This is a genomic window from Actinomyces vulturis (assembly GCF_001687305.1).
In the GTDB taxonomy this organism is placed as follows: Bacteria; Actinomycetota; Actinomycetes; order Actinomycetales; family Actinomycetaceae; genus Actinomyces; species Actinomyces vulturis.
The window spans coordinates 1-25,368 of sequence record NZ_LZRK01000009.1 but is presented as its reverse complement, the minus strand read 5'-3'; the positions used below and the strand labels follow the sequence as shown (position 1 = coordinate 25,368).

Genomic DNA, 25,368 nt, shown 5'->3' with positions numbered 1-25,368 from the left:
AAACGTGAAACTGGAAACGACCTCCACTTTTCGTTGATATACGAACGAAAAAGTGGTTTCACGGCCCTGAAACTCCATGAAATACGCGTGCAACAAGACTATGTAACTGTAACGGCTGTCACAGTAAGTTGTCCTGCGTCACATTTGTGTTGTGAGCCAAAAAAGTTTCATCCGATGCCATCGGGGTCGATCCAGAACAAAGGCATGTTGACCACTTCGGATGTTGAACATCGACTGATGCACTCTTGTTTGAGCACTATTTATTTTTTTTATTCATTTAATTCAATTCTGTTTTATTTAATTATCGCTAGTAGAAGGGCGTGAACAAATCTATCGCCGGACGCGGAGGGGCTGTCGAAGCCTTCTACTCTGGCGTGCGCTTTAGATCCACACTGGAAGCTCGTTGGGCGCACTTTTATGACTGCCTTGGCTGGGGGTGGGATTACGAACCTGCCCAATATCCAGTAACAACGAAAGGCGGCTACATCCCCGATATTTATGTTCAAAATCTTGGCTGGGTAGAGGTGAAAGGCCCACCATTTTTGACTGCCGGCTCACTAGCCAAAATCTGCGCAGGCGCAGCAGGACCGCGACCACTACCCAGCAGATCGATGCCAGGTGCTCCCCCAGGATGTGTGCTGATTATGGGAGACGTACCAAAAATCAGTAAAGGGAAACGTCCCACGCACACCCTCATTATTGATGAAGGTGGGAACAAGGCAGGAGCGTATAGCGTCGTTTTAGATAGACGCGGAGTGCCTGAACTGGTTGAAGGTAAGCCGTGGAAAGTTTTTGACGCATCGGGTTCAATCCCTGCTCGTGGCCCCGCCCTCGATTTACGCAAAAGGCTGTGTAATCCAGATCCGATTAGTGGCCCCACTCCCCCAAGCGTTTCGCGTGCCTATCGCAAGGCCGAAGAACTCAGTGTTGTCGGTCCACATGGGAAAACATCGCCGCTTTCGATTCCTGGACATTGGGGTGGACGAGCCATTTGATGTCCACATGTTGACAGTGCGTGGATAAAAAAGATGGCGCAAAAGAAACCAAAGATCAGGCTACGTCCGTTGCATCTTCTGCTGTCCAGGGTGCATCGAAAGGCGGTCAGGTTGGCGCTGTCCTGACCCTTGCTACAAACAAGGACACGTACAAGCTTGCCTGGAAAGTAAAAAAGACCCAGTGGAAGATTCAGGCCACTCTCATTGCTGTCGTCATCAGTATGCTGTGCGCTCCACTATTCCTTTTCTCGTCGAACGACTCTTCAACCGTCGATACTGACGCTCGCACGCGAGCAATTCAGGGTGATAACGTCACCGGCTTTAAAGGTGCAGGAGAACTTTCTGGTCTTGGTGAACGAGCAAAAGAAGTGGCTGCTATCGCCAATGACTACGCCATCCCACCTGCTCTACTGATGGCTCTGGTTGCTCCCGACACAGGACCATGGCGCGCCGACACTGACGAACAGTTGGAGGAAAACGCCATCAATGTTGCAAAAGCCTTGAGAGATGCCAAAGACCATATTTCATCCCCCTACGGCTGGGACATGCTCACAGGCACAGTCATTTGTGAAGACAACATTCTTGTTATCGGAGGCGGAAAATGCCCCTCTGGTATCACCACTGACCCCTCTTTAGGTTTGGGTGCTAAAGAGGTTCAAGAAGCATGGGTCAGCGCATTGGTCAGTGCCGATGGGTTGCCAAGTCCACGTAAAGGATCTGGCCGTGGAGCCTCTAAGGCCCCAATCCCACCACCAGATTTGAAAGGTAGCGTCATTGAGAAAGTGAAAAAAGTTGCTGCTGCCTACTACGGGATTAGCGATGAAAACATTACGCAAAACGGCAAATGGATCACTGTCTCCACGGACAAAAATCTTTCGTTAGCCACGTCAATTGTGGGGCGTGCCAAAGACTTCCAGGTGTCTCATATTGAGGTTCGTGGACAGTCCTGGTCCCCCGACGAAGGATGGATTGACCTTGAACCCGAAGACACGTCGGTAGATGACCCCCAGGCTGAAAACCATCTACGTATCAAAGTGTGTGACGACAAAAAGTGGGGGCAAAAGTGCGAGGAAAAAGTGGAAACCGAGCACATGGATACTAAAACTGCTGACGCAATCTATGCTCTGGCACTTCAATGGACTTTAGGTACAGATGCAGGGCTGTGCAAAAGTTCATCTGGGCCAGCACCTGCGCCAGCATCCACTGCTGCAACTGCTGGCACAAATGCCACGCCTAGTGCATCGTCGAGTGCGCCGCCTAGTGCGACGGTGAGCGAAGTTGAGTCCACAAGTGGCGAAAAAATTGTGATCGACGAATCAATACAAAACAACATCTCCAATATCGTCAAAGCCGGTCACGACGCAGGTATGAGCGAAGATGAGATTCTTGTTGCTTTAATGACCGCAAGCGTTGAGACGCGTATGCGTAACCTGGCCAATGACGGCTCATTTACCTATATCTATGGCTCGGGCGTGATGAGCGAGTCCGAATGGGTTAAAGCTAAAGCCATTGCCGTCAAATCTATGGATTACCCTCACGACGGCGTGGGTAGTGACTGGGATAGTGTCGGTATCTTCCAGCAACGCAACTCCTGGGGAAGCGTTGAAGACCGTATGGATGTTTACAAGTCTGCCGGTTTCTTTTTTGAACGGCTCAAGAGCGTCCACGCAGATAATCCTTCACTATCTTTAGGAGAGTTGGCTCAAAAAGTTCAGGTTTCTGCCTACCCAGATCGCTATGCCGCTTGGGAAAATGCTGCCCGTCAGATGATGGGTCTTGCAGGACCAGTGAGCGGTGGATGTAAGTCAGTTGCCTCCGGACAGGGGTGGACCTATCCACTTGAATCGTTCTATGTGATCAGTGACCCGTGGAACCCTAGCCGTATGAACCCGGCACTGCACTATCCTCGTCCACACTGGGGTACAGATATTGCTGCACCGGCTGGCGCAATTCAAGTTGCGGTCAATGACGGCAAGGTGATTTTTGCCGACTGCTATTCAGGTAACGGCATGTGTATGCTCGCCATTGACACCGTTGATGGGTGGAGAATCCGATACAAGCATATTTTGACTGGCTCATTCCAAGTCAAAGTTGGCGATGAAGTGAAGAAGGGTCAGCCGGTGGCATCAACTGGTGCAACAGGCGATGTTACTGGACCTCACCTTCATATCGAAGCCTCTGAAATCTCAGTCATTGGAGACACACTCGACTGTGACCCCGATGATCCGTCAATGATTGCTGCCTGTCCTAACCCAGAAGATACGTTCAACGCACATGGTGTAGACCTTGCAACCGGAGAGGTTCGCACCATTGGCGGAGGCGGGAGCAGCGAGATTTTAGAGTTCGCTCGCTCCATGATCGGTGGACCTTACGTATGGGGTGGCTCTGGGCCACGTAGAGAAGACGGTTACGACTGCTCTGGTCTTGTCCAGGCAGCCTACGCAAGCGTTGGTATTGAACTACCTCACCAGGCATGGAAGCAATGTGAGATGGGTAGTCCAGTTCCACTGGATCAAGCACAGGCTGGTGACATTATTTGCTGGGCTACCCCCGGATCGCCTCGCGCACACCACGTGGCAATTTCAGACGGTGCTGGTGGATATGTGGGCGCACAAAGTGAAGCAGAAGGAATCAAGTCAGGCCCCATGTATGGGGTTGGTAGTGAAGATGTCTGGGCACGAAGGATCGTAAAATGAGAAAAGCACTTGCTTTAACATGCGTGGTTATGACCCTGCTGGCCGGGTGTAGTAATCCTCAAGGCAAAGATTCACCTGAAACAACTAGCCGTGCGGTGTTCGAGACACCCACGCCACGACCAGAGGCTACTACGGACCCGTCAGAGATTTCTGTGCCAGACACAGCAGATCAAACACCACAGTATCGAGATGATGCTCGTGAATGTGTTGTTCGCGTTGTTGAAGCAATGGCAGGAGGTGATGACCAGACAGATTTGAGTGACTGCGTAGTAGGTGATGCCGTGGGCGTTTCTGCCCAGGTGATTGCTGAGCGCGCAGCAGACAATGACAAATATGACCGCACCACCAATTCTGTCGTTCATGCCTCTGCTATCGCTGACGATAGTGCGCGCGTTGTGAAAGATAATTTGGTGAGCGTTCGGGTCCAAACATGGACTGGTCCACGCAATTCTTCTGACAGGCCCGTGCTTACTGACGACTATACGAACCTGCGCACGTGGTTTGCTACCGTCACCGATGACGGCAAAGTGGATCAAGTTTTCATGCCAGGGCAGTTGCCGCAAGATATTTGAAAATACTATGACCCCTGGAAACCCAGGGGCCATAGTGTGTCGTACTTCAGATCCAATCCTCACGTGGTGGCTGAAGATCTTCTAGGTCTTCGATTTCCACCACTCGGCAACCTGAACGCAAAGGCGTGTCAAGACTGTACTGCTCAAGAATCGGTAACTGCTCTCCAAGATCGAAAGCAATACGCTTCTTGTTGTACCTGCCATACGAAGTTCCATCGACTCGATACGCGCCCCATACTCGCCACACGGCAACTGGTTTGGTTTCTTTAGATCTGGGAGCACGGTACAAAGCGACAAGACGCTCTGCTGACAGTGCTTTGGCTAAAGTCATCCCCCAGAATCGTGAGGCATGGATACGTAACTCATCAATAGACATTGAATCCTTGTATGAGCGGTTAACAGAGACAAAAGCAACTTTTGTCATCACTGTTCTCCAATCGTCATGGACATGCCAAGGGCATATCCGAATTCCGAAAAGAAGAGTTCGCCTGAGTGCAAACTTCTTCATCGCCGCTTTGCGACACCGTATATTATGGTCGGAAATTTTTTAAGGCGCTAGAGCAAGTCAATGTAGTTAAGCATCTGCTGGGTGATGACGTATCGGGGAACGAAAAGCCAGGTGAGTGCAAAAATGACGAAGATTGCCCCCGACATGATGGCGAGCATGTGAGAACCGTCTGTTAAGGCAAGGTGAGCGAAAAACACTGCGAAAGCGAGCAGATACAAAGCAACAATGATTGTTTGTGGTCTGTCAATCGTGGTGTGTAGCCAGGGGTGAAACTCTGTGCCGATCATGGCTCCGCGATAATCAAGGCTCGCAATAACCTGACCATCGTCAGACACCGGCACGCCGTCAACAATATGAATACAGCCAGCGTTTTTCAGGCAGTTTTCTTTGATGGTCAGCCCAGGAACTTCGAAGGCCAACACCGTGAAAAACGTCAGACACACCATTGTCAGTGTGTAGAGCACCAATAAGCGTTGTGGGCGTTTCATGCCCTACTACTAGGGGCGAGATGCACTTGCTGCTCGACGCACCATCGAGTGTGGATCGCTGCTCAAAATCTGGCGCATTTTCTCTGTGCCATGCTCGGCCACGGCCTTGCGAACAAACGGGTCAAAATCGTCAATGAGCAGCCAACGATGATCGTTATTGCCGTAGATGGCAATGGCTTCTCGCACGTCTTCGCTGTCATCGTTGATGAGAGCAAACTGTACGTCCACTCCCCCGGTTTTGACCGCTTGCTTGCGATCGACAGATTCGAGCGAACACATGAGATTAGATAGTGTTTTCATCGCCGTGCAATCTCTGTGTCTTGTGCCGAGTTTTCCACACAGACGTTTGTCCCATGGCAAACAATCTCAGTCAATGTTGCCGCGCGGTCAACAACAATGTTGCTTTGGCCAAATACTTCAAGTGATGAGTTGTTCAGCACGGTGATTATGCCTTGGCCACGCAGCGTGCAGCATGAGACTGTCACATTACTGTCGTCATTGATTTCCACATTGCTCCATTGAACTCTAGCCGTGGAGTTATGCCAGATCTGCACCTTTTGGCAGTGGCGAACATCGACATTCGATGACTTGCTGATTCGGACCTGTGAGCAGTTGGCAACCGCAATCTCACCAGTGCTTTCTGAGATGTTCACGAATGAAGCGCTCGCAATGTTGGCTTTTCCGGTGAACTGAGAAAACTCTACGTCGGCTTGGCAGTATGCCTGCTCGATGGTGAGTGAGCATGATTCATGGATTTTTAGGGCGCAAGATTTTTTAGCATGAACCTCGCATTGGCCCCATGCCTGGACAGTGCCATAAGCGCCAACATGAACTGTGTTCCTGCCGTTGACGTAGACTTCACCGCTTGGGTGGCAAATGATTGTTCCACATCCGTCTTTCACCAGAATAGACGAGCCAGGTCCAACGACTAGCGTCTGACTGCCAATGTCGTCAAAAACGGCGCACACGCTACGGCCAGTTTCAACGTCGAAGGTAAGCGTGTCAGTAATGTGGCACGCCTTTTCGATGATCGGAGAGGGTGAAGCAGAAGTAAATGAGCCGAAATCGTCGATAATCTGGTCGAAAGTTTTCATGCCTCATTCATGGTCGGATTCGCGCTCGTTTCAGAACATCCCTGTTGAACCGAATCCGCCGCTACCACGATCAGTCTCGCTTAGTTCGTTGACCTGTTTTAAGTCGATACGAGGGTGAGCGACAACAACCAACTGAACAATACGCTCACCATGGGACAGTTCGACATACTCATTAGTGACATTGTTGACCTTGGCGATAATCTCACCGCGATAGTCTGAATCGATCAATCCAACGCTGTTGGCCAGTTGTAGTTTTCCAGACAATGATGAACGCAGCATGAGCAGGCCGCAGTAACCTTCAGGAATCTCAAAAGCGATGCCTGTGTGAATAGGCACTCCTACCGCTCTGGGTGGCACGGTGACTTTCTCATAATCGCCAGCATCCACTTTCAAATCAATGCCAGCCGCGTGAGCAGATCCAATCTGCGGGTTAAGTTCAGTTTTGCCTGAAAAAAGCAGGTAGTTCATGTTCATATTTTAGTTATGGTCGTGGCCGATACGACCATAAATAAGTCATGAACTCATTGCCGGTTGATGCAGACCAGATCTGCTCTAATTTGGGAATTCGCGTGAGATACGTGGACACCCATGTTTCCGGTGTTCTTGAAAAGAACACTATTACTGTCTCAACCAGACTTAGTGCCCATGACAGAAGGCGAATGATTGTTCACTTAACTGCGCACTTTTTGTCTGGACATGACCAGGTGCGCGAGCAACGTCCGTGCGATGACAGGCAGATTATTGCAACTGCGGCGCGACTGGCAATGCCAGATGACGCTTTCTTAGCGTTAGAGAAACGGTTTGTGCCGGACTTTTTCATGGCCGAATTTTTTGGGGTGGATCTTAGTGACGTGTTTGTGCGTCGGACAAGTATTCCCAGTCAGACAACTGCGTGAACCACTCGTATTCTTGATCATCCCAGTAGTACGAGCGGCGCACTGCCAGCATTTTTTCCTCTGAGCCGTAGTGTTGGATCAGTGATGCATACAGTTTTTCGTACTGTTTTTTCGTTTCATCGAGCGTGTATTTTTGAATTGTCATGCCTTTGCCACCACTCGTTGATAAATCCGATGGACGCGTTTGAGACACATGCTGAAAACAATCAGCAAATGGACTAAGCCTGCAACGGCTAAAGCACTCGCTACAGGCCCCAGGACGCTGCTATCAAAGCTTTGATAGACAACTAGGAACACAGACACAATCAAGGCCCACAAAACGCCCCACAATGCGTTAGAGAATGTTTCATCGATCAAGGCGTGATCTAGTTCGCCTAGACGGCGGTCACTGGCCGCATAGTTGTGAGCCAAAGGCATTGTCATGGCGATTGCGAGCATGACGAAGGCGAAAGCGAGCACAGTCATCACAAGGCCACCGGTCATGCTGATAACCGCACCGCAGTAGAAGACAACAGCCGCGCTACCAACCATGAGTGCGATGTGCCTGGCCACAAGAGTTTTTCTGATTTTTCCTGTGCGTGCGCTACGAAGCGTTGCCCAATGACCTCTAAACACCGTCAGCATCACTGTACTTTTTCTCTATTTTTAGACGCTCTTCGTAGTCTTTGCGATCCAGTTTTAGTCGAGCAGCGTAGTCACGGCGTTCATCGAGGTTTCTTAGCCAAATAATCAACGGATGAGCGAACTTGCTGTCGTTGAACATCTCAATGATGAGAAAAAGACCGAAAAACCAGACAATCGGCGTAAAAACTATAGCTAAGCCGATTAAAAAAGACATCTCAGACCTCTGTCTTGTTGGTGTAGGTGATTTCGCCATCCAAATAAAACAACTTGCCGTCTTCGATCTCTAAAGCCCAGTGCTCACCGTCTTCACCGACGTAGCACAGGCGAGTGTTTTTCAGGTAGGGAGCCAACGCCTTAAAAATTGTTTCGTCATGGTAGCGACGGCAATCTTCCAGGTAGTTTTTCGGGTGGGTAAGATGGCCATCACTGTCCACCTCAAAGCCAAGTAGAAGATCGTCGTTGAGTGAGAGAAAATCTCGGTACTTGTCGTGCAGAAACTCAGTTCTGCCAGCAATGATTTCGTATGGCTGGTTGGAAACCAGTTCGTAAAAACGCTCGGGTGTGATCGGAGTGTTGAATTCGATTGAGCCATCGGCGCTAGAGTAGTACGACATGATGTTTTCTCCTGATGTATGTGTCCTTACGCCTTTATTTATGGTCGGAAGACACTGGAAAAATGCACTCTAACCAAGAAAAACTACATGACAATCGCGTAGTCAATAACGATGGTTTTCTTGCCCTTCTTTTCTTCGACCGTGAACCATTCTCGGGCGAGTTCTGAGGTGTCAAACTCGAAGCGAAAGATTTCTGCTGCCTGCTTGTCAGTCAATGTTTCGCTGTCAACAACCAGGCGGATGGAATCAATGTCAACCATGCCATCATAGTTTGACTGACCACGTTACTGAGTTATTGACCCGTAGCACGATCCGCTAAAGAAAAGTTGGTGCTTAGTGCCCTCCATGTCAAGAACGTCGATGATGTTTTTCAGCAAAACCGACTGGTTTTCTTCTTCGCCAGGGTAGGCAAAAAGACTGTTCTTCCGCTTGTCATTGGCCTTCAAAATAGAGCGCAGTTTCTTCCAGGGAAGATACTTGAAAGCAACAACGTCGTACTCGCCCTCAAACTCGGTACAGTAGGGGGGCAATGATTGAGACAAACTTTTTGGTTTCTGTGTAGGTCATGTCTTATCCATAGTCGGATTTCAGTTGCTCTTGTAGGCCAAGAACCAAGAAATGCCAAAAATAACTGCGACAATAACAATGGCAGTCACAATTGTTTTGGGAGAAGTATCTTCTTGGAATTTTCCCGAATCGGATTTCTCATCGAACTGCTGCTGCGTGATTTTTGTCAGCGTAGGATCGCCGCCTTTATCGGTGAGCACATAGTGATCTGGTTCGTCTAAAGACAACACAGTAATCGTCTCATGATGTGTTTTGCCGAAAAGAACAAAATCATTGTGTTCAATCCTCATATCGTTTTCTCCCAGGGGGAGGGTGTAGATCGCCTTTCGTCCAGGAAGATCTTTCACGTCTTTGTAGGAGCCTAGCGATGAGGTATCGACTGAACACAGTTTGCATTCGTACTTGATACCAACCAAGCCGTGTCCACCTGAAACAACAATGTTGACTGACTGTGTGTTTTCAACGACAAAATTGGCGCTCTGACGATCATCGCTAACAGAAAGGTTGTTGACGTGTTCGATAGTTTCAATCGACAGGTCCAATGAACTATCTAAAGTGATTGAGTACAGTCCTGGCTTTGGTTTAACAGTGAACGTGTTGTCAGCGTATGCTTCCGGTCCAATCTGCTGATCGTCAGGATCGATAACGTAGGCAATCGGTGAGGCAGTGCTTGAGACTGTTTTGAGTCCGTTACCTATACGAACATTAACGACGAACGTCAGAGAGCCGGTGTTTTCGGCATGAGCCAACGGGGCAATCAGTAGAGCGAAGATACATCCCAAAAGCAGAACAATGACGCTGGCTGTTGGCAATGAGTGATTTTTTAGGGGTCGTCTCATGCCCTATACATGGTCGGGAAGCCTGTTTTCTAGCACGGTATAACACTCTGTAGACAATTCGCGTATGTCTAGCAAACATAGTGCGCGATAGATGGTCTGTCTCAACATGGTGTTGGGCACGTTGGGTTGTTGACAGAAAAAGTGCGCGTGAACTTTCAGTAGCTCACCGATCCGTAGTGAGTCCATGAGAATTGCTGGATCAATAGTGTCATAGACACAATGAGCTGGGCGCACAATGTCAACGCTGCACTTTTCGTCTACGGCAATCACGCCGTAGCGTTGATTGAGTGCCTTGCTGTAATGAAGATTGTTTCGCGTTAGAGTCACGTAAACCGCAGGGAAAACCTTCGAATAGTTACTGAGTTGTTTGGCTAAGCGTCGGCTTGTGTCTTTGTCGCTCTTGATTTCTACGCCCATTGGCTGCGGATTGAGCCAAACCATGTCAATGCGCGAGGTGTGGCAACGGAACTCTTGTAGATTTTCCGGCCCAAAAAAGTCTGCAAGCGCAGCACGCATGTCTGAGTCATACAGTTCAACTGTTGACATGAGATTGACGAACTTGCTTCATAAGTTCATAAAACGCATCGTCAGGCATGTCCCACTCAACGCCTTCATTGGCGTATGCCTCCTGCATCGCGCGATCGAGTTCTTGCTTGCGCTCAGTTTCTGTGTTGTTATCCATGGGGCCTTCTTGTTTTTGACCGAACTTCTGCCTTAACTATGGTCGGAAAATGTCTCAAGAATTTGCTTACCCCCACTAGAACGATACCTAGCAGGGGTAAAGCGTGCAGAACGCGCGTAAACGCGATCAGATGCAGTTTCTAGCCGTGCCAGATCTGCCAGTCGGGATGGCAGGATTTGAACCTGCGACCCCCTGCTCCCAAAGCAGGTGCGCTACCAAACTGCGCCACATCCCGTTGAGCCGTCAGATCTGCCTAGAGGCTGATGTGCCAATGAGACTGGTTTCGTCCGGTTTGAAAACGCTGGATAATTGCGCCACAGTGACCTGCGCGATCAAGTGTCTTAGGGCCACTCAGCCGCGCCGACGGCTTGTTGTGTTGCTTGCCCCAAGCAAGCAACAGGTGAGTAGGTAGAAACCGTACCTACATCGCTCTCCGGTGAGGATTCGAACCTCAAATACCAGGACCAAAACCTGGGGTGTTGCCAGTTACACCACCGAAGAAAAGTCCCTCTCTATACATAGTCGGAAACTTTTTGAGTTTGCTTGCTGCTGCTAGTTCGCTTTAGAAAGGTACGTCTGATATTCATTGATCAGGTATTTGTCATAGACATCGATGTCTTGTTCAGGTTTGCCAAGCCTTGCATTAGCCTCAGCGTGGATCGGAGCCATGAGTTTTTCTGGGATAACCAGGTCAAGGCAGTTGGCTGCAAAAAGCGTTGCCGAAGAAGGAAAATAATCGCCAGGCATTTGCATGGCATCGTCCATCTCAAAGAGACAGTCAATGTGTTCTGGATTGTTTTCATCGAGCCTGGAATAGACCCAGTTGAACGCGGCGTAGCAATCGTCTTTAGTGATCTGATCCATTGGCTCAGATGCTAAAGCTTGTTGAACGGTTAGCGGATTCATTGCTTACTCTTCCTAAGATGCAGTTTTGAGTGCCATCTGGTTTTGGTAATTTTCAATAACCATTGAAACAAGAACATCGTTCTCGCCCTTGTTTTTCATGTCAAAAGCCCATTTAGCCTCAGCATGGATCGGAGCCATGAGTTCTTCTGGGATAACCAGGTCAAGGCAGTTGGCTGTGTAGAGAGTAGAACCGGCAACGCTGTATTCGATTGGATCGTCAGCCGTGTAGTCGAGATCAACAAGAAGGGCAACGTCTGAATTGTTGGTTTCATCGAGCCTGGAATAGACCCAGTTGAATGCTACATAGCAATCATTTTTGGTGATTGCCCCCATTGGCTCAGACTCTAAAGCCTGCTGAACGGTTAGCGGATTCATTGTTTCCTCTCAAAAAAGTTGAGTGGCACGAGCACAACGGAGTCGAACCGTTCCTCCCCTCTCAGGAGTGACCACCCGTGGCCGTGCTCTAGTCGCATGATCAGTGCGACTTCGCCATACGTGCCAACAACGTCTTGCCGGTCATTATGGCTATGCCATCGCTCCCCCACCTGGATTCGAACCAGGAACCACGGATTAAAAGTCCGTTGCTCTAACCAACTGAGCTATAGGGGCAGATCGGGTGACATTCGGATTAGTACCGAGTGAACGCTTGACAAGGCGTTTGGTAATCTTTCTGATGAGCGCTAGGTTGTCAAGCCTAGTTCGTACAGAAAGATCTTCTGAAATAGATCATCGATTACTCAATGAACCTCAGACAGAAGCACCTCTGCCACCCGCTCCCCCACCTGGATTCGAACCAGGAACCATTCGATTAACAGTCGAACACTCTGCCGTTGAGTTATAGGGGAATGTTGAGTTGTGTTTCACTAGCGCCAAGTTTTCGCTAAAGCCGGTATCCCTTTTGTGAAAAGGTTCCAATCCCTATGGTTCGGCAAAACCTAGTGGAAGTGTGAAACAAGCACGATTGCCGTCGTGCAGGGTTTTGTCAGCGACAACAGGCCCCAACTCGTTCTCCTGGCGGGAGTCGAACCCGCAAGCCTGCCAAACCAGCAGGAGATGTTCTGACTTATACATGGTCGGAAAGTTTTTTGATCTCTTTGCCCAGATTCGAACTGGGATCTGCTTTGTTTGGAATGCTCTGCCGCTGAGCTACAAAGATAAAATCTTTGCTCGGATTCGAACCGAAGTCTTTTCGCTCCAAAGCGCTCTGCCGTTGAGCTACAAAGAGAATGTTGAGTTGTGTTTCACTAGCGCCAAGTTTTCGCTAAAGCCGGTATCCCTTTTGTGAAAAGGTTCCAATCCCTATGGTTCGGCAAAACCTAGTGGAAGTGTGAAACAAACACGATTGCCGTCGTGCAGGGTTTTGTCAGCGACAACAGGCCCCAACTCGTTCTCCTGGCGGGAGTCGAACCCGCAAGCCTGCCAAACCAGCAGGAGATGTTCTGACTTATACATGGTCGGAAACTTTTTGAATCCATACTCTCGAAGCCTTTTTTATTGGCAACAAAAACTTCGGCGTGTCATGGACCCCCAATGCAATTGCTATTGCACCCAGTACAACGGGATGTTGCACCTATTTTCCTTACCCATTGTTCCGTAGGTTCTTTCCAAATCTTTGAGCGATATACATGGATCATTTTCAAAGTAAGACCAAAGATTGACACACGTATCCTTAGTGTTGTTGGCGTATTCAATTCGATTGGTAAACGCAACTAACTGACTCTCATATCCGTTTGGATATCCACCCTTATCTTCGTATGTAGCGAAGTCATTGATCATGATCGTTTTACCAAAAGTATTGCATGTTTGGTATTCAGCATAAAGACTAAGGATCTCAGAATGAGTCATGAAATCCATAATGTCGTGATCGTAAACACAATACGCAGCACGATTGCGCATACAAGCGGTGATTTCGTCATTGAAAATGATAATTTCCAGGTTTTCCCAAAAGTTTTTGAGATAACCAGCCCAATCTTCTTTAAACGGATATTCGAAAACGGTACAAGCAGCAAGAGCGCCGCTTACGCGCTTGCGCATCCACCATTCAAGCGATCTGGGTTTTTCTTCGTCATATCCGATCCCTGTGCAGATAAGTTCAACCTCATTGAGATCAATGGATTTCTTTTTGCTAGGCAAAATAACTTTTTCTTTGCGGATTTCCCCACGGGAACTGATTTCAACGGAGTAACTCAAAATCCCACCGGGAACAAGAATATCAATGTCCCAGGAACAGCCATGATACTTCTGATCGAACTCAAACTTTTCTCTTAGAAGAACACTTTGTAGTTCGCGCATTGCCTCCAAGACAAGAGTCGATCCGTGGCGATCTTTTTCGATGAATATACTAGAACGTGTATATTCGGAAACTTTTTCTAGTGATTTTGCACCATTCTGGGTCTTAGAGAGATCTAACGTGTAGTTAAAAATTCCATTATAGAAATTGAGAGATTTCAGCATTTTGTTTCCTATCGTTCGCGACTCATTAGTTTATTTGCTAACCATAATCAATGATTAATGAGCATGTTCCTCTGTTACTAGAGACTATTGGGTTCCATTCCAGGTTTTGCAGCACCAGATTTTAGAGACTCAAAATCAGACAAGAGTTTTTCCATAGAAACCCCTCTGTCATCTAATACTTCAACACCAACGACTCCCCCATGCCTGTCTAGGTCAACGAGAATGTTTTCTCCATATTCGATTGTCTGATCAATCGGCTCGTGTGAAAGTCTGATGTAGCGAACGTTAAACTCACTCATGAAAGACTAGCCCTAGTTGAGAAATGAAAAAATGGCGGGGAACTCGGATTAGTACCGACTGGTTGTTTGGTTGAACAACTGGTTACAAGCATTGGTGTTTCACCGAGTAACCATCTCGGCTTCCCACCAGGCCCTCTCTGAGATAGACCAAAGGCCCTCAAACAGAGACTCCCTATCCCCCAGTACCCCCACAGGGATTCGAACCCTGGACCCACGGATTAAAAGTCCGTTGCTCTAACCAACTGAGCTATAGGGGCGCAAGTGAAAGCCGGTGGCCTTCACTGTCATATATGGTCGGAAACTTTTTTGAGTTTGCTTACCCCCACTAGATCAGTGCCTAGCGGGGATAATGCTCCCACCCACAGTGAGATGGGGAATGTCCCTCTATTGCTAGAGGTTATTGGCTCTCAGGTGTAACCCAGGGGTCACAGAACTGAAATCCAACGGCTATAGGGGCAAGCGAAAGTCAATGACCTTCACTGACATATATAGTCGGAAAGTTTTCAGATCTATCAAAAATCAAAATTGCTGGCTTCGATGGTATTTTCACAGGCGGGATCGATGACTTCAAACAGGGCATTTTTTACGCCAACCTGCCAGGTGTCACTTTGTGCAGCCGTTTCGGCAATGCTTTCCAGATCTTCATCTTTCAGGTCTGTTTCTTGCAGGATGACGTTGGACACCGAGTAGTCGGTGTAGTCCTCGTCTTCGTCGTATTCGGTGTCAAAGTTGATACGCAGATCGATGTAGGGCATTGGTGTTCCTTTCATGTGCCAGTGCCCCGCAAGGAGTCGAACCTTGACTATTGTGCTCAAATCCGTTGAGCCGTGGGCTGGTGCGTGAACAATGACCCTGTTGGGTCAAAGTTTCACGCTCACATTACATATAGTCGTAAACACACATCAGCCCCGCCAGGTGGCGGGGCCGGTGCGTTAGAGGAAGGTGACTTGCTTTTCTGGCAGTTCGAAGTAGTAGAAATCACGGGTCAAAGAAAGACTGTCGTAGTGTTCTTCTGCTTCTTGACGGTTTTCAAAAGCAAAGAAACTGTATGAGTTTTTGCCAAAGCTACTGAAAGTAACAGTCCAACTCATTTTTGCCATGAGAACGGTTTCTTCTTGGCCTTCAAAATAGCCAAGAACCTTGCCGATGTAATGGGAGTCTTCGATGTCTTTGCATTTGAATTTGCCAGTTAGTGCGTAGAAGTTTTTCCCGTTATTCTTGCCGACGAAAAGAGCGTCATTGTGATCGAAAACCAGTGGCTGATTCTCTTTCATAATGGGCATGAGGAAAAATGCGGCTTTGAGACGTTCAATGTTGAGGGCATCGATCACCTCATCAGTCTGGTTGATCAGGGTTTTCACGCACCTGACGTAGAAGAATTTTGGCTCCATGCACTTGTTCCATCGTGGACCAGAGGCAGTGGTTTCGTTGACGATTTGGTTTAAGCCAAAACTGTAAAAGAGGTCAGTTTTCTCAGAGAAAGCTTCCAGCAGGTTCATGACTGTTTGGTAGTCAAAATCCTTTGCCTTGAAAAAGTCGAGCAGCAATCGCTGGCCTTCAATGTTATCGCTTTCAAAGGCGAAGGCTGCAAGTGTGGCCACCGAGTTGGTGAACCATTTTTCGGGGGTGTGCAGTTTCTTTTCCATGGCTGTCTTCTTTCTCTTGATGTGTCAGGTAAGCAAGCGGTGTGTTGCTTGCTTTACCTATAGTCGGCAAGCACGTCAGAATGTGTAAGTTTCTTCTGTCGTGGAGTCAAAGACGATCTCGATACCGTTCTTGATTGCCTGATAAATGAGTTCAAGCAACTGCGGGGTCTGCTGGAAACTGCTCATAGAGTCAGTTTCTTTCGTGACCGAGAATGTGGAACATTCCATGGAAAAAATCTTCTTACCTTTGGCAAAGACCGACAGTTGTGAAGACTACGGTTCATCGTTGAAGTTGACGTTTTTCTGCACAACTTTGATCAGCGTTGTGTCTGCTGGTAACTCGAAAGACATGGCTCAACCCTTTCTTCTGCGATGCCTGCCGAATTATCCATAGTCGGCTTCAGTCAGCACCCTGCATTATCAATGAAACGCTCACGGCGGTCATCAAAAATGGCGGTGATTAACTTTTCGTAGTCACCGGGTTTCCAGGTGCGAGGTTCAATGTTTGACTGGCACGTGCATGTGCCAGGTTCAAATACGTGCTCATCGCCCTGAAAATATGCGCGCCACAGCAAAAGGTTCGCTATTGCTTGAATGCACCAGTGCTCGAACTGCTTGAGTAGTTCGGCATGGTTGTCTTCAACCTCGCTGGCGCAGGCATACGCTTTGACGAACGCGCTAGACAGATCATCAAGAATGAGCGCTACTGAGTAAGGCCAGGCGCACTCGAAACGGTCTTGTTCGTCAAAGTCGTAGACGTTCCAATCAGATTCGAAGTCTGGATCGTCAATGGCATCAACATAGAACTGGTTGAGACGCGCCACCTTGATTGTGCGTATCCGCATCTGGGCAAGAAACGATACCGCCTTGTCAATGCCGCTGATACGGTCAACGCTCGATTCCAGCAGCGCAACTGCGCTGGTGGCCCGAATAAAGCCCAGAGTGATCCGGTGGGCATAGACATTGGTGGCAATGTCTTTTTCTTTCACCTTATCCAATCCATCGTCAGTGAATGTGACCTGGTTCCACTGGTGCGCAACTGCCTGGACTTGATGATCAAAATGCTTACACATGGTTTACTGCTTTCTTTAACAGGCGTGCTGAAGTTTTTTCAGCAGCCCGTGTCCTTTAAGGGTGATGACGTAGATAATGGGAAACTGGCTTTTGACCGCGACTAAACCCCGTTCTTCTGCCCGTGCCAAAGTTTTCCTCAACTCACCAGCGCTATGTTCAACACCATGATCTTTTAAGGCCATTGTTAGGCCAGCAAACATGTGATAGTCGCGTGAATCAAGTTCTTGAAGAACAGCGTGGAGCAGGCTTGAAGGCTTCTGTCGTGTTTCGCAAACAAACTCAATTTTCATCGCTTCACCGCGTTTTTCAGTCGAGTGAGTAGCCCTTGCTTTTCAGGAGAAAGAACCTCCAATTGCTCTTCTTCGCTCAAAAACGAATGGGCTTTAGCCACACGAGCGAAACTTTCATTGAGCGACTTTTCAGCCATGTGTGGCCGGTCTGCGTGCTGAGCAAAAACCGGATGCAACCGGTCATAGATGTCAGAAACGTTTTCAAGCCACTGTGCGTTATATGGGCCAGTGGGCATCGCAGGCATCTTGACTTTTCTGGCGCGACGTTTAGGTAGATATTTTTCTGCTGTTCTACCTAGTCGGAAGGATTCTGTCTCCCAGACATCATGCAAGTGATTAATGTTGTTCATGCTGAATCAATGGTCGGAAAGCAGCAGTCGTTGTTCAACGCGCTCACAGATGATTTTTGCGTCCCTGTATTGCTTAGATTCAGGACCATATCTGCGAGCGATGTCTAACAGGCGTTGCTCAAGCGTCCAGTCTTCACCTTTCGGTCCAGTCGTCATATCGGCGTAATTGAGCACCGCTAACTCGATGGTGTCGTATTCGGTGTCAACCACACCATGATTCAAGACTTCTGTGTGCCAGGGCGATCCGATCAGTTGTAGCAGCGAACTGCCCATGCTTGCGTGATCTTCCTGGTTTTCAACAAACTCATAGCCAATGTCGTGAACATAGCCCAGAACAAACATCCCTCTGGCGCGACGTTCATCGAAGCCTGCCAACTCTTTCGATGCCACGTAGGCTTTTCTGGCTACTGCTCGCATGTGCAAAGCCCGATCAACGCTGATTCCAATGTTCGACATAAAACGCTACTAGGTAGGAGCAGTGCGGTGTGAAGTGCCCCAAGAATTTGCTTACCCCCACATGCCTACGGGGTAATGCTCCCACCTACAGCGAGATGGGTAATGCCCCCTCTATTGCTATAGGTTATTGGCTCATCGGTGTAAAGGTTGAAATCCAACTAGCCGCTACCAGACAAGACAGCGACAATGTTGTTCATGATGAACTGGGCGCATGGTAGAGCAATCCCATTGCCCCATAGCCGATACAAGCTACTGTCAGGTAGGGGCGCGTCTAGCCAACGCTGGATCTGAGCCGGTGTCTTATGCGGTGAAACAGAAGAAAACACGTCAATCCAAAAATCCAGTGAGTCAGCGATTGATCCATGTGTCCAATCGTCAGGGAAGCCCATGAGGCGCGCATATTCTGTTGGTGTTAAATACCGAGCCTTGTTATCAGTTGATGTCAGCAGTGGTTGTTTAGCATCGCGTGCTGACAATGTTGGCGCAACATTGCACCCGATGGCGGGGTGTTTTGTTGCGCTCATGCACCATTGCTGCTCGATTCTAGGGCTTGTTTCATCACTGTCGGTATGCTGCCTTGGCTGCGTGTAAGCACTCCCTGAGCGGCTTTGGTGCTCAAAAAGAACTTCTGGGGCACTGTGTCCTGCAAGATCTGCGACAAGGAAGACTCGTTTACGACGCTGGGGTACTCCGAAGTATTGAGCGTCAAGAACTCTCCATGCAAGACTGAATTGCTCTGCCATGATGAGGTCTGATTTGGCCCACTTGTTAGGACAAGACACCTGGGGCCAACACTCGTTTTTGATCCAGATGATTTCGTTGATGACTGTGGCAAAATCTTGCCCCCTGTTGGTTGATAAGGCTCCTGTGACGTTCTCCCAGACGATGAAACGCGGTAAAACGCGCATCTGTTTGATCACTCGAATGGCTTGAAAAAATAGTGACGACTGCGGTCCAGCAAGTCCTTGGCGGTTGCCAGCGTGTGAAAGATTGGTGCATGGTGAACCGAACGTCACTACATCGACTGGATTGACTTGACCGCCGTCGATAGAACAAATGTCACCCAAATGTTCCATTGCTGGGAATTGCGCGCGCGTCACCCGTATGGCTGCTGGCTCAATTTCGCTTGCCCACAGCGGCTCAATGCCTGCACGCTGGGCGGCAAGAGGAAAAGTGCCGGAACCATCAAACAACGATCCCAAACTAGGCATACAAGTACGGGTGGGTGTAGGAAGCAATGATTGTTTCGCTCAACTCCATTGCTCACATCACCATGCCGTTCGATGAGTTCTGAACGTCGGCAATCGCCTTCATGCAGTCCTTGAAAAACTGATCCGACATTTGCTCACCGAAAGCGTCGTAGTTGGCAGCCTGAGCAATATCCCACAACCCGTCGATAACAATAGGCTCGCTGTTTTTTACACCGAAACTGTGGAGTAGAGCGAAACAGTCACCCCATAGCCCAAAAAGCAAAAACCCAAAAGGATGGCCATGCTGGTTAGATTCCAGAGTGGAGGCGAGAATTGTGAAGGGCTTTTCGTCAAAAACTAGGTGAGAGCTGAATTCATATAGTGCGTCCATGTCTCATACATGGTCGTAAAAGTCAGACTTTTGTGCGAAACACGAACGGCTTGTTGTAGTTAACCTTCTTTGTTCCATGAACATAGTCGTGGAACGCCGGATCGGGACAACTAAGCACACCATCTTGAACCATTTGCGACAAAACGCGGTAAGCGTCTTTAGGTGTTCTTGCGCCAATTTTTTCGCAAGCCTGGGCCAGCGAGATCGGCCCCTCATTTTTAGAAAAATACTGATGCGCTTGGGTGTAGACGCGCAGGTTCATCTTCTTGTAAAACTCTAGGCGGTTAGACGGGCTTTCTGACTGGCCAACGACATTGACATCGCTAGAAAGTCTGGTTGTGCTGCCATCGGCAAACGTGGCAGTAGTGGAGTCTTTACCAACCCAGACAGAGCAAACTTCATTGTTCTGACCGTCAACACTGATAATGTCTCCGCGCCCAATCTGACTGCATGGAACGCTTGTTGATAAAGATGCCGCTGGTGAGCCAGCGCTCTTGAAACCAAACTTGCCGTCACGCTGACGGTTGATCTTGGACTCATCGAAGTTGCTCATGAAAAAAGCCTTTTGATACGAGAGATGGGTGAATGTTCTTTGCGTCGTTTAGCGATCACATCTTGTACCGTTTGTGCTGTGTCATGAGTGAAAAAATCAAGTTTGTCATAAGCAATTCGTTCAGCCACTTGCGCTCGAACATTCGGGTTTTCATCATCGCGCATCTGCCACAAAATCTCTTGATTATCGGTTTTCGATACCCCAAGCCGAACGGCTAAATCAGGTGATTGAGTATATTTAGCCTTCTTTTCATCGCTCATGTGCTCAACAGCAGCAGCGGCAACACCAGGCATTTCGTCCTGAATCATGACAGCTCGAATATCGTCACCAACGACAGGGTTGAGCATGAGACAGTAACGCACACCAGGGCTAGGGTCTTTGGCGAAAGCAATCTGTTCGTCCAGACTCAGATCTGCACTTTCAGCCTGCTCCATGCGCAGTGTAGGGTCTGGCTCGCTTGGCTGGCCTAAAGGCTCTTTATAGATTGCCTTCCACATGTCTGTGCCTTCATCGTCGTTGCGAGAGGTTTTTAGACCAACAGCAGGCACACCGGCATTCTTGCAAGCAAACTTTCCATCTGATTGGCGTTTGACTTTACTTTCATCAAAGTTGCTCATGTCTACTCCTGTGCGGAGGCAGGGTCAAGGCGTTTTCTTGCAAGCACATAATAGTTGGCTTCTTTCTCAATCCCGATGTAACGTCTACCCAATTTTCTTGCAGCAACCATGCTCGATCCGCTTCCCATAAACGGGTCAAGGACACAATCATTGACATTCGAGAGAGTCGAAACAAAGTGCTCCATGATTGACAGCGGTTTTTGTGTTGGATGCACGCCGAAAAGTTTCTCGTTTTTCGGGGTGACACTGGACTGTAAGAAGTCATGCAGCAGTTTGCCATCGTTGTTGAATGTTCCGGTCTTTGCACCGTAAACAAAATAAGCCCACAACTCCGTTGAATTGACGTAGTGCAGGTTCATGTTGCGAGGCATCGGATTCGTTTTATGCCACACACCGGTTGTCTTGTAGTAGAAGCCGTGCTTTTGTGCCAGTAAAATCATCGTCTCCATTTTGACCACTGACATAAACACCACCGCAGATCCTCCTGGCTTGAGTATGCGAGCACTGTGGGAGAGGAAAAGGTCCATGAGCGTTTTCCATTGATCTGTTGAACAGTCATCCCACCCTGCGTCAACGAAAAAGTTGCTGCGCATTGCGCCAAGGTTAGTGTTTCGACCTTTCATGAACGAACCAAGATTGTAGGGAGGATCAGTGAGCACAAGGTCTACCGAGTTGCTTGAGATTTTGGGCAGTTCTACTGCGCAATCACCATGAATAAGCATGATTCATACATGGTCGGAGATAACGATACGGGGCTGACATAGAGCCAGCCCCGTATCGTTCAGACCAATCAAATTACTTGATGGTTCCCTCACCCGTGCACTGCATGGACTCGCCAGGAGCCAGGTCAGTCTTGGGGCAAGACACTTCCACACCCTTGTCGTCGGTTACACCGTCGATATGGGCACTTTCTGCACCTTCGGGAGCGTCATTGACAACCTCGTATGTGAAGGTTGCTGTCGAGCCGTAGGCCACTGGACCAGTCACATTCGCAGTCTTGGCAATCTTCAGGTGTCCGGGAATGAACCCGTTGTAGCCGATCTTGTTGTTCAGTGACTTCGGGTTGTCTGGTGTCAGAGTGATCTGGACGGTTTCAGCCGTGGTGGGCTTGAAAGAAGCAGGAACATCACCCTTGTTTGCTAGGCGGATAGTGGACGTACCCAGTGGAATATGAGTCATTGTGACTTCACCGTTTTCATCGGTGCGTCCAGTACCGATAACCTCGCCACCTTCGTTGACGATCTCAACATCGGCGTTGGCGTAGCGGGTCTTTTCGCCTTCTTCGATTTCACCGTTTTCGTTGGTGTCGCGCCAGAGCGTGACCTTTACAGCGGTGTCATACAAAGAGGTGACAACAGGAACAGTCTTGGGAACCGGCAGTGACCAGCCAGCAGCGTGACCTTCAAAAAGGTTGTTGTGCAGGCTGTCACCGTCTGCGCTGCCAGCGGTGGATGCGTAGATCTTGACGCTGAAACGCTCGCCCGTGTCCAGGTTGGAATCATGCATCTTGACGGCGGTAATGTCCTTGTTGCCCAGGCAGGCGTTGTCTCCAATATCGCACCACTTGGCATCGTCAGCGGTGGTGATTGTTGACGGATCGGTGCTGGACACTTGGATTGTCACGTCTTCTGCGTTGTCTGCACCAGGTTCGATGCGAACATTGCTCAAAGGCGCAGCAAGGTTGGTTCCACGGCCATCTCCGTTGTAGGGAAGCACATCGACGAATGTCGTATCACCCACGGGAGATGTGGTGGTGTTGCCAAAGACCTCAGACCAGCCAACCTCAATGCCAACCAGTTCCTTTTCATTCAGGCGAACCTTGTTCTGATAGACCTGCTGAATCGGAACGATGGGTACTTTGGATGTCTTCTTGTTGTTGCCTAGATAATCACCGCGCTCTTCTGTCATGTTAGAGGGAATGATTTCGTAAGAAGCGGTCATGTTGTCCTTGGCGGTTGCCCAGCCAGGAATGTGATATTTGATCCTGAAATCTTCTAAGAAGGAGTGGAAACGAATATCGTTAGCCTGCCTTGGAAGGGGGCTAAATTGATTCGAAGGAATGTCAGTCTTCACGTCAAAATCGACTGTCCAACCGTGAACATCATCAGACGTACAAGCAAGACCGTCTGGGCCAAAGTCTGCCGGATCAATGGTGATATTTTCTCCGATTCTTTCAAGTTCCTCTGGCAAAGAGATGCTATCTGCACACGATCCGATTTCAATTCTCATTTGCCCTTCAAAGTGATCTCTCTGATCCTCTGGCAAAGCATTGACGTATGAAGAATATGAGGAATTGAAATTCACAACTGGACGGGGGATATTCAGTTGATTATCAGTATTTGCATTTACTCGCCCCAGTCCAGGATTAAACCAAGCGATGGGGTCATATCCAGGCAAGGCAATCTTGTGATTGTGTCGAACCAGAGGGTTTCTGAATTTTGTTTTCCCGTCAATTACTTCGCCTTGATAAAGCCCATCACTCATCTCAAATGACTTGCGATAGAGATTGATGTCAAAAGTTTCGGCGTAGTATTCCCTTGGTTTGTGCTTCATAGGAATCGCAACATATCCGGCAAGCGGCGCGTCAACAGAAAGGTTGTGCTGATCGTTGAGAACAACACGAACCGCAGCACTGCCCTCTACGTATTCATCAGACCATAATTCGTCATTTTCACACGTAGCCGTTCCCTGTTTGCTAAAGCCATTTTCGGTATTAGGAGACTTGCCGCTAGAAAAGACTTCGCGCTTAGCCCACTGGACTTTATATCCAGCGTCTTGAAGGGTTCCGTCAACATCTAAGAATTGAGCCTTCACTTGACGCGAAGGATCGTAGTCTTGCCGATCTGACTCAAAAAAGTCACAGACTGCTGGCTGAATAGACGTAGGCGATGGAACAAAACGAGTGTAAGCCCAAAAGTTTTGTTCAGGGGCATTCGTTTGCACGGGTGCGGTTGAAACATCAATGTCTGGCATTCCGTTTGGCTTCAAAGAGGGGCTGCCGTCAACGTCCAAAACCTCGGTCTTGTTTGCAGGACCAGCACCGAGTTTAGGTGTGAATGTTGTTGTCATTCGGTCATTGTTTTTCGCTCCCTGTTCCGCGTTCTGGTTTAACAAACGGAGAGGTTTGTTTTGTGTAGCGAAATCATTGCCTTGGCCTAGACCGTTTTCTCGATCTTGACCAGGAACAAAAGTGGTTCGCCCACTGGGGGTAGTAATATCCGCACGAATAATGTTCAAACTCAACGGATAGTTATGCTCACTTTCAAGAGTAGAAAGTGGCATAAAAATGCTCCAATAAAAACCATCGTCTTTGTTAAGAACACTTCCTGGGTTAACAGTCCTTCTGCCATAAACCTTCATAAAATCGCTATCAGGCTCATTGACCTTTTTATCGCCTGTGTTGCGAATATGAAGAATGTTGTCACTAACACTCATCCCGTCTGGATCGGAAGTGTTAATCAGTTCGTATCCCTCGGGGAAGCCGTTAAGTTCTACATCAATGTCGTAGTTGTAGAAGGTTTCTTTTTGGGTAGGCACGCCTTTATCTGAACCGTTTCCAAATGTGAGCGGATTGAGACGATACGAAGCAACAAACCCTGGAACCCCGTCTTTAACAACAAACTTGGGAGTTTCATAGGCGTTCCTAGAAATCGTTAAATCGACAAGGTTGGAATCAACGACATAGATCGGTGAATCATCGACAGAAACCGTCTCACCGTCTTTCGTCAGCGAGAAGGTATTTTGAATGTAGACGTTGCCTCTGTCTCCAACCTTCATTTGGTCAGTAAACCTGCCGGATGTGGTAGACGTAGATTCGGCAAGATTCATTGTGCAGGAATACGTCGATGAAGTCCCAGCCTCTCTTTTGCCAGAGTAGGTCATGTCAACGCCGTTAATTACGCCGTTATGGCAAAAATCATGGAAAAAATCGGTCCAGAACCCTTTGAACTTTTGACCACCAGGGCGCTCAATATCAAACTTTTCACCAAAAACGATCGTTTCTGGCGCACCAGATTCGACGGAATACGTAATCTCGTACCCCACTTCGTCCCTGTTACAAGTCACACCATCTAAGGTTTCATTGTCACCAATGGAGAATCCGTTATTTGCATTGACAACACATCCATTGTTTGCGCCCTGACCAGTTCCGTCATAAATGCGCTCAATAGACATGGTAACGCGCCCCTGCTTGATAACCATGGGCTGATCTTTAGGAGCATGGATTTCTGGTTGATCGGGTGGCGCTGCAAAAGCACTGGGCGCTGTCATAGCCAGTGGCGCGAGCATGGTGCCCACTGTTGCCACCGCAGCAGCGATAGAGAGGATTCTCCTGGCAAGCATAGGGAGCCTTTCACTGGTTAATAGGGGGATGTAACGTCTACTAGGTTTTTCGGCAAAAGAACAGAAAAGTGTGGGGCCAGCAAAATTGCCAGCCCCACACTTTTACAGACCCGGTTCAGGTGCTACTTGATCACCCCAGATCCGGTGCATTGCATTGACTCGCCAGGTTCAAGGCGATCTGATGGGCAAGAAACCTTCACTCCCTTATCGTCCTTGACCGTAATAC

At 48.6% G+C, this 25,368-nt stretch carries 34 protein-coding genes and 5 tRNA genes; 4 read left to right on the top strand and 35 right to left on the bottom strand.

Annotated features, from left to right (window positions below):
• The first annotated feature begins 320 nt into the window (after positions 1 to 320).
• The 3 genes from A9753_RS09695 to A9753_RS09285 are packed head-to-tail and all read left to right on the top strand — an operon-like array spanning position 321 to position 4,263.
• The gene (locus A9753_RS09695) at positions 321 to 995 is read left to right on the top strand and encodes a PDDEXK family nuclease (RefSeq protein ID WP_141673414.1); all 675 of its coding nucleotides are present in this window, start codon (positions 321 to 323) and stop codon (positions 993 to 995) included.
• 20 nt (positions 996 to 1,015) lie between these two features.
• Positions 1,016 to 3,691: a peptidoglycan DD-metalloendopeptidase family protein gene (locus A9753_RS09290; protein WP_067783810.1), complete on the top strand. Its 2,676-nt coding sequence runs from the start codon at positions 1,016 to 1,018 to the stop codon at positions 3,689 to 3,691.
• On the top strand, positions 3,688 to 4,263 hold the full coding sequence (locus tag A9753_RS09285) for a hypothetical protein (RefSeq protein ID WP_067783807.1): 576 nt from the start codon (positions 3,688 to 3,690) through the stop codon (positions 4,261 to 4,263). The genes A9753_RS09290 and A9753_RS09285 overlap by 4 nt, the downstream gene beginning before the upstream one ends.
• A gap of 46 nt (positions 4,264 to 4,309) precedes the next feature.
• Here the strand turns inward: A9753_RS09285 and A9753_RS09280 are convergent, their stop codons facing one another.
• The 5 genes from A9753_RS09280 to dut are packed head-to-tail and all read right to left on the bottom strand — an operon-like array spanning position 4,310 to position 6,821.
• Positions 4,310 to 4,771 carry a hypothetical protein gene (locus A9753_RS09280; RefSeq protein WP_176702791.1) on the bottom strand — a complete coding sequence of 154 codons (462 nt, stop codon included), beginning with the start codon at positions 4,769 to 4,771 and terminating at the stop codon, positions 4,310 to 4,312.
• Positions 4,772 to 4,818: 47 nt separating this feature from the next.
• Positions 4,819 to 5,259: a hypothetical protein gene (locus A9753_RS09275; RefSeq protein WP_141673412.1), complete on the bottom strand. Its 441-nt coding sequence runs from the start codon at positions 5,257 to 5,259 to the stop codon at positions 4,819 to 4,821.
• Between the two features lie 9 nt (positions 5,260 to 5,268).
• A complete protein-coding gene (locus A9753_RS09270) occupies positions 5,269 to 5,559 on the bottom strand; it encodes a HEAT repeat domain-containing protein (RefSeq protein ID WP_067783797.1) in 291 nt (96 codons plus the stop codon).
• Positions 5,556 to 6,353: a hypothetical protein gene (locus A9753_RS09265; protein WP_067783794.1), complete on the bottom strand. Its 798-nt coding sequence runs from the start codon at positions 6,351 to 6,353 to the stop codon at positions 5,556 to 5,558. Before A9753_RS09265 ends, A9753_RS09270 begins: the two co-directional genes overlap by 4 nt.
• A gap of 30 nt (positions 6,354 to 6,383) precedes the next feature.
• Positions 6,384 to 6,821, bottom strand: coding sequence for a dUTP diphosphatase (dut, locus tag A9753_RS09260; RefSeq protein ID WP_067783791.1), 438 nt, complete (start codon positions 6,819 to 6,821; stop codon positions 6,384 to 6,386).
• 47 nt (positions 6,822 to 6,868) lie between these two features.
• On the opposite strand from dut, the gene A9753_RS10195 reads away from it, so the two are divergent.
• Positions 6,869 to 7,249, top strand: coding sequence for an ImmA/IrrE family metallo-endopeptidase (locus A9753_RS10195; protein ID WP_083090459.1), 381 nt, complete (start codon positions 6,869 to 6,871; stop codon positions 7,247 to 7,249).
• On the opposite strand, the gene A9753_RS09900 is transcribed toward A9753_RS10195, so the two are convergent.
• The 30 genes from A9753_RS09900 to A9753_RS09120 all read right to left on the bottom strand — a co-directional run bounded on the left by A9753_RS09900 (position 7,197) and on the right by A9753_RS09120 (position 25,142).
• Positions 7,197 to 7,394, bottom strand: a complete 198-nt coding sequence (locus A9753_RS09900; RefSeq protein WP_067783788.1) for a hypothetical protein — start codon at positions 7,392 to 7,394, stop codon at positions 7,197 to 7,199. The two genes, A9753_RS10195 and A9753_RS09900, sit on opposite strands and share 53 nt — an antisense overlap.
• The gene (locus A9753_RS09250; protein ID WP_067783785.1) at positions 7,391 to 7,801 is read right to left on the bottom strand and encodes a hypothetical protein; all 411 of its coding nucleotides are present in this window, start codon (positions 7,799 to 7,801) and stop codon (positions 7,391 to 7,393) included. The genes A9753_RS09900 and A9753_RS09250 overlap by 4 nt, the downstream gene beginning before the upstream one ends.
• Before the next feature lie 55 nt (positions 7,802 to 7,856).
• Entirely contained in the window at positions 7,857 to 8,087 is a 231-nt protein-coding gene (locus A9753_RS09245; RefSeq protein ID WP_067783782.1) for a hypothetical protein, read from the bottom strand.
• A gap of 1 nt (position 8,088) precedes the next feature.
• On the bottom strand, positions 8,089 to 8,487 hold the full coding sequence (locus A9753_RS09240; protein ID WP_067783779.1) for a hypothetical protein: 399 nt from the start codon (positions 8,485 to 8,487) through the stop codon (positions 8,089 to 8,091).
• An 83-nt stretch (positions 8,488 to 8,570) separates the two neighbouring features.
• Positions 8,571 to 8,747, bottom strand: coding sequence for a hypothetical protein (locus A9753_RS09895; RefSeq protein ID WP_176702790.1), 177 nt, complete (start codon positions 8,745 to 8,747; stop codon positions 8,571 to 8,573).
• A 24-nt stretch (positions 8,748 to 8,771) separates the two neighbouring features.
• A complete protein-coding gene (locus tag A9753_RS09690) occupies positions 8,772 to 9,017 on the bottom strand; it encodes a hypothetical protein (RefSeq protein ID WP_176702789.1) in 246 nt (81 codons plus the stop codon).
• Between the two features lie 57 nt (positions 9,018 to 9,074).
• Positions 9,075 to 9,893, bottom strand: a complete 819-nt coding sequence (locus A9753_RS09230) for a hypothetical protein (protein ID WP_176702788.1) — start codon at positions 9,891 to 9,893, stop codon at positions 9,075 to 9,077.
• Positions 9,894 to 9,896: 3 nt separating this feature from the next.
• Positions 9,897 to 10,409, bottom strand: a complete 513-nt coding sequence (locus A9753_RS09225) for a sce7726 family protein (protein ID WP_067783770.1) — start codon at positions 10,407 to 10,409, stop codon at positions 9,897 to 9,899.
• A gap of 16 nt (positions 10,410 to 10,425) precedes the next feature.
• Positions 10,426 to 10,575: a hypothetical protein gene (locus A9753_RS09890; RefSeq protein WP_176702787.1), complete on the bottom strand. Its 150-nt coding sequence runs from the start codon at positions 10,573 to 10,575 to the stop codon at positions 10,426 to 10,428.
• Positions 10,576 to 10,736: 161 nt separating this feature from the next.
• Positions 10,737 to 10,810, bottom strand: a tRNA-Pro gene (locus A9753_RS09220).
• 194 nt (positions 10,811 to 11,004) lie between these two features.
• A tRNA-Gln gene (locus A9753_RS09215) sits at positions 11,005 to 11,076 on the bottom strand.
• Positions 11,077 to 11,127: 51 nt separating this feature from the next.
• On the bottom strand, positions 11,128 to 11,481 hold the full coding sequence (locus A9753_RS09210) for a hypothetical protein (protein ID WP_067783767.1): 354 nt from the start codon (positions 11,479 to 11,481) through the stop codon (positions 11,128 to 11,130).
• A gap of 12 nt (positions 11,482 to 11,493) precedes the next feature.
• Positions 11,494 to 11,856, bottom strand: a complete 363-nt coding sequence (locus tag A9753_RS09205) for a hypothetical protein (RefSeq protein WP_067783763.1) — start codon at positions 11,854 to 11,856, stop codon at positions 11,494 to 11,496.
• 161 nt (positions 11,857 to 12,017) lie between these two features.
• Positions 12,018 to 12,091: transfer RNA gene (locus A9753_RS09200), tRNA-Lys, on the bottom strand.
• Between the two features lie 163 nt (positions 12,092 to 12,254).
• Positions 12,255 to 12,326: transfer RNA gene (locus tag A9753_RS09195), tRNA-Asn, on the bottom strand.
• A 694-nt stretch (positions 12,327 to 13,020) separates the two neighbouring features.
• Positions 13,021 to 13,935: a hypothetical protein gene (locus A9753_RS09185; RefSeq protein ID WP_067783757.1), complete on the bottom strand. Its 915-nt coding sequence runs from the start codon at positions 13,933 to 13,935 to the stop codon at positions 13,021 to 13,023.
• A 77-nt stretch (positions 13,936 to 14,012) separates the two neighbouring features.
• Positions 14,013 to 14,234, bottom strand: coding sequence for a DUF2283 domain-containing protein (locus A9753_RS09495; protein ID WP_083090458.1), 222 nt, complete (start codon positions 14,232 to 14,234; stop codon positions 14,013 to 14,015).
• A gap of 183 nt (positions 14,235 to 14,417) precedes the next feature.
• Positions 14,418 to 14,491: transfer RNA gene (locus A9753_RS09180), tRNA-Lys, on the bottom strand.
• Positions 14,492 to 14,746: 255 nt separating this feature from the next.
• Positions 14,747 to 14,989: a hypothetical protein gene (locus A9753_RS09175; RefSeq protein WP_067783753.1), complete on the bottom strand. Its 243-nt coding sequence runs from the start codon at positions 14,987 to 14,989 to the stop codon at positions 14,747 to 14,749.
• Between the two features lie 177 nt (positions 14,990 to 15,166).
• On the bottom strand, positions 15,167 to 15,880 hold the full coding sequence (locus A9753_RS09170; protein ID WP_067783750.1) for a hypothetical protein: 714 nt from the start codon (positions 15,878 to 15,880) through the stop codon (positions 15,167 to 15,169).
• Between the two features lie 404 nt (positions 15,881 to 16,284).
• Positions 16,285 to 16,953, bottom strand: coding sequence for a hypothetical protein (locus A9753_RS09165; protein WP_067783746.1), 669 nt, complete (start codon positions 16,951 to 16,953; stop codon positions 16,285 to 16,287).
• A gap of 15 nt (positions 16,954 to 16,968) precedes the next feature.
• Positions 16,969 to 17,244, bottom strand: coding sequence for a hypothetical protein (locus A9753_RS09160; protein ID WP_067783743.1), 276 nt, complete (start codon positions 17,242 to 17,244; stop codon positions 16,969 to 16,971).
• Positions 17,241 to 17,594: a hypothetical protein gene (locus A9753_RS09155; RefSeq protein ID WP_141673407.1), complete on the bottom strand. Its 354-nt coding sequence runs from the start codon at positions 17,592 to 17,594 to the stop codon at positions 17,241 to 17,243. The genes A9753_RS09160 and A9753_RS09155 overlap by 4 nt, the downstream gene beginning before the upstream one ends.
• 6 nt (positions 17,595 to 17,600) lie before the next feature.
• Complete coding sequence (locus A9753_RS09150) at positions 17,601 to 18,050, bottom strand: hypothetical protein (protein ID WP_067783737.1); 450 nt, start codon at positions 18,048 to 18,050, stop codon at positions 17,601 to 17,603.
• Positions 18,051 to 18,208: 158 nt separating this feature from the next.
• Positions 18,209 to 19,288: a DNA cytosine methyltransferase gene (locus tag A9753_RS09145; protein ID WP_245637430.1), complete on the bottom strand. Its 1,080-nt coding sequence runs from the start codon at positions 19,286 to 19,288 to the stop codon at positions 18,209 to 18,211.
• A gap of 25 nt (positions 19,289 to 19,313) precedes the next feature.
• On the bottom strand, positions 19,314 to 19,631 hold the full coding sequence (locus A9753_RS09140; protein ID WP_067783731.1) for a hypothetical protein: 318 nt from the start codon (positions 19,629 to 19,631) through the stop codon (positions 19,314 to 19,316).
• Between the two features lie 22 nt (positions 19,632 to 19,653).
• On the bottom strand, positions 19,654 to 20,184 hold the full coding sequence (locus A9753_RS09135) for a hypothetical protein (RefSeq protein ID WP_067783728.1): 531 nt from the start codon (positions 20,182 to 20,184) through the stop codon (positions 19,654 to 19,656).
• Positions 20,181 to 20,801 carry a hypothetical protein gene (locus A9753_RS09130; protein WP_067783725.1) on the bottom strand — a complete coding sequence of 207 codons (621 nt, stop codon included), beginning with the start codon at positions 20,799 to 20,801 and terminating at the stop codon, positions 20,181 to 20,183. Before A9753_RS09130 ends, A9753_RS09135 begins: the two co-directional genes overlap by 4 nt.
• A gap of 2 nt (positions 20,802 to 20,803) precedes the next feature.
• Positions 20,804 to 21,523: a DNA-methyltransferase gene (locus A9753_RS09125; RefSeq protein WP_083090456.1), complete on the bottom strand. Its 720-nt coding sequence runs from the start codon at positions 21,521 to 21,523 to the stop codon at positions 20,804 to 20,806.
• 73 nt (positions 21,524 to 21,596) lie between these two features.
• A complete protein-coding gene (locus tag A9753_RS09120; protein ID WP_141673406.1) occupies positions 21,597 to 25,142 on the bottom strand; it encodes a collagen binding domain-containing protein in 3,546 nt (1,181 codons plus the stop codon).
• Positions 25,143 to 25,368 lie beyond the last annotated feature (226 nt).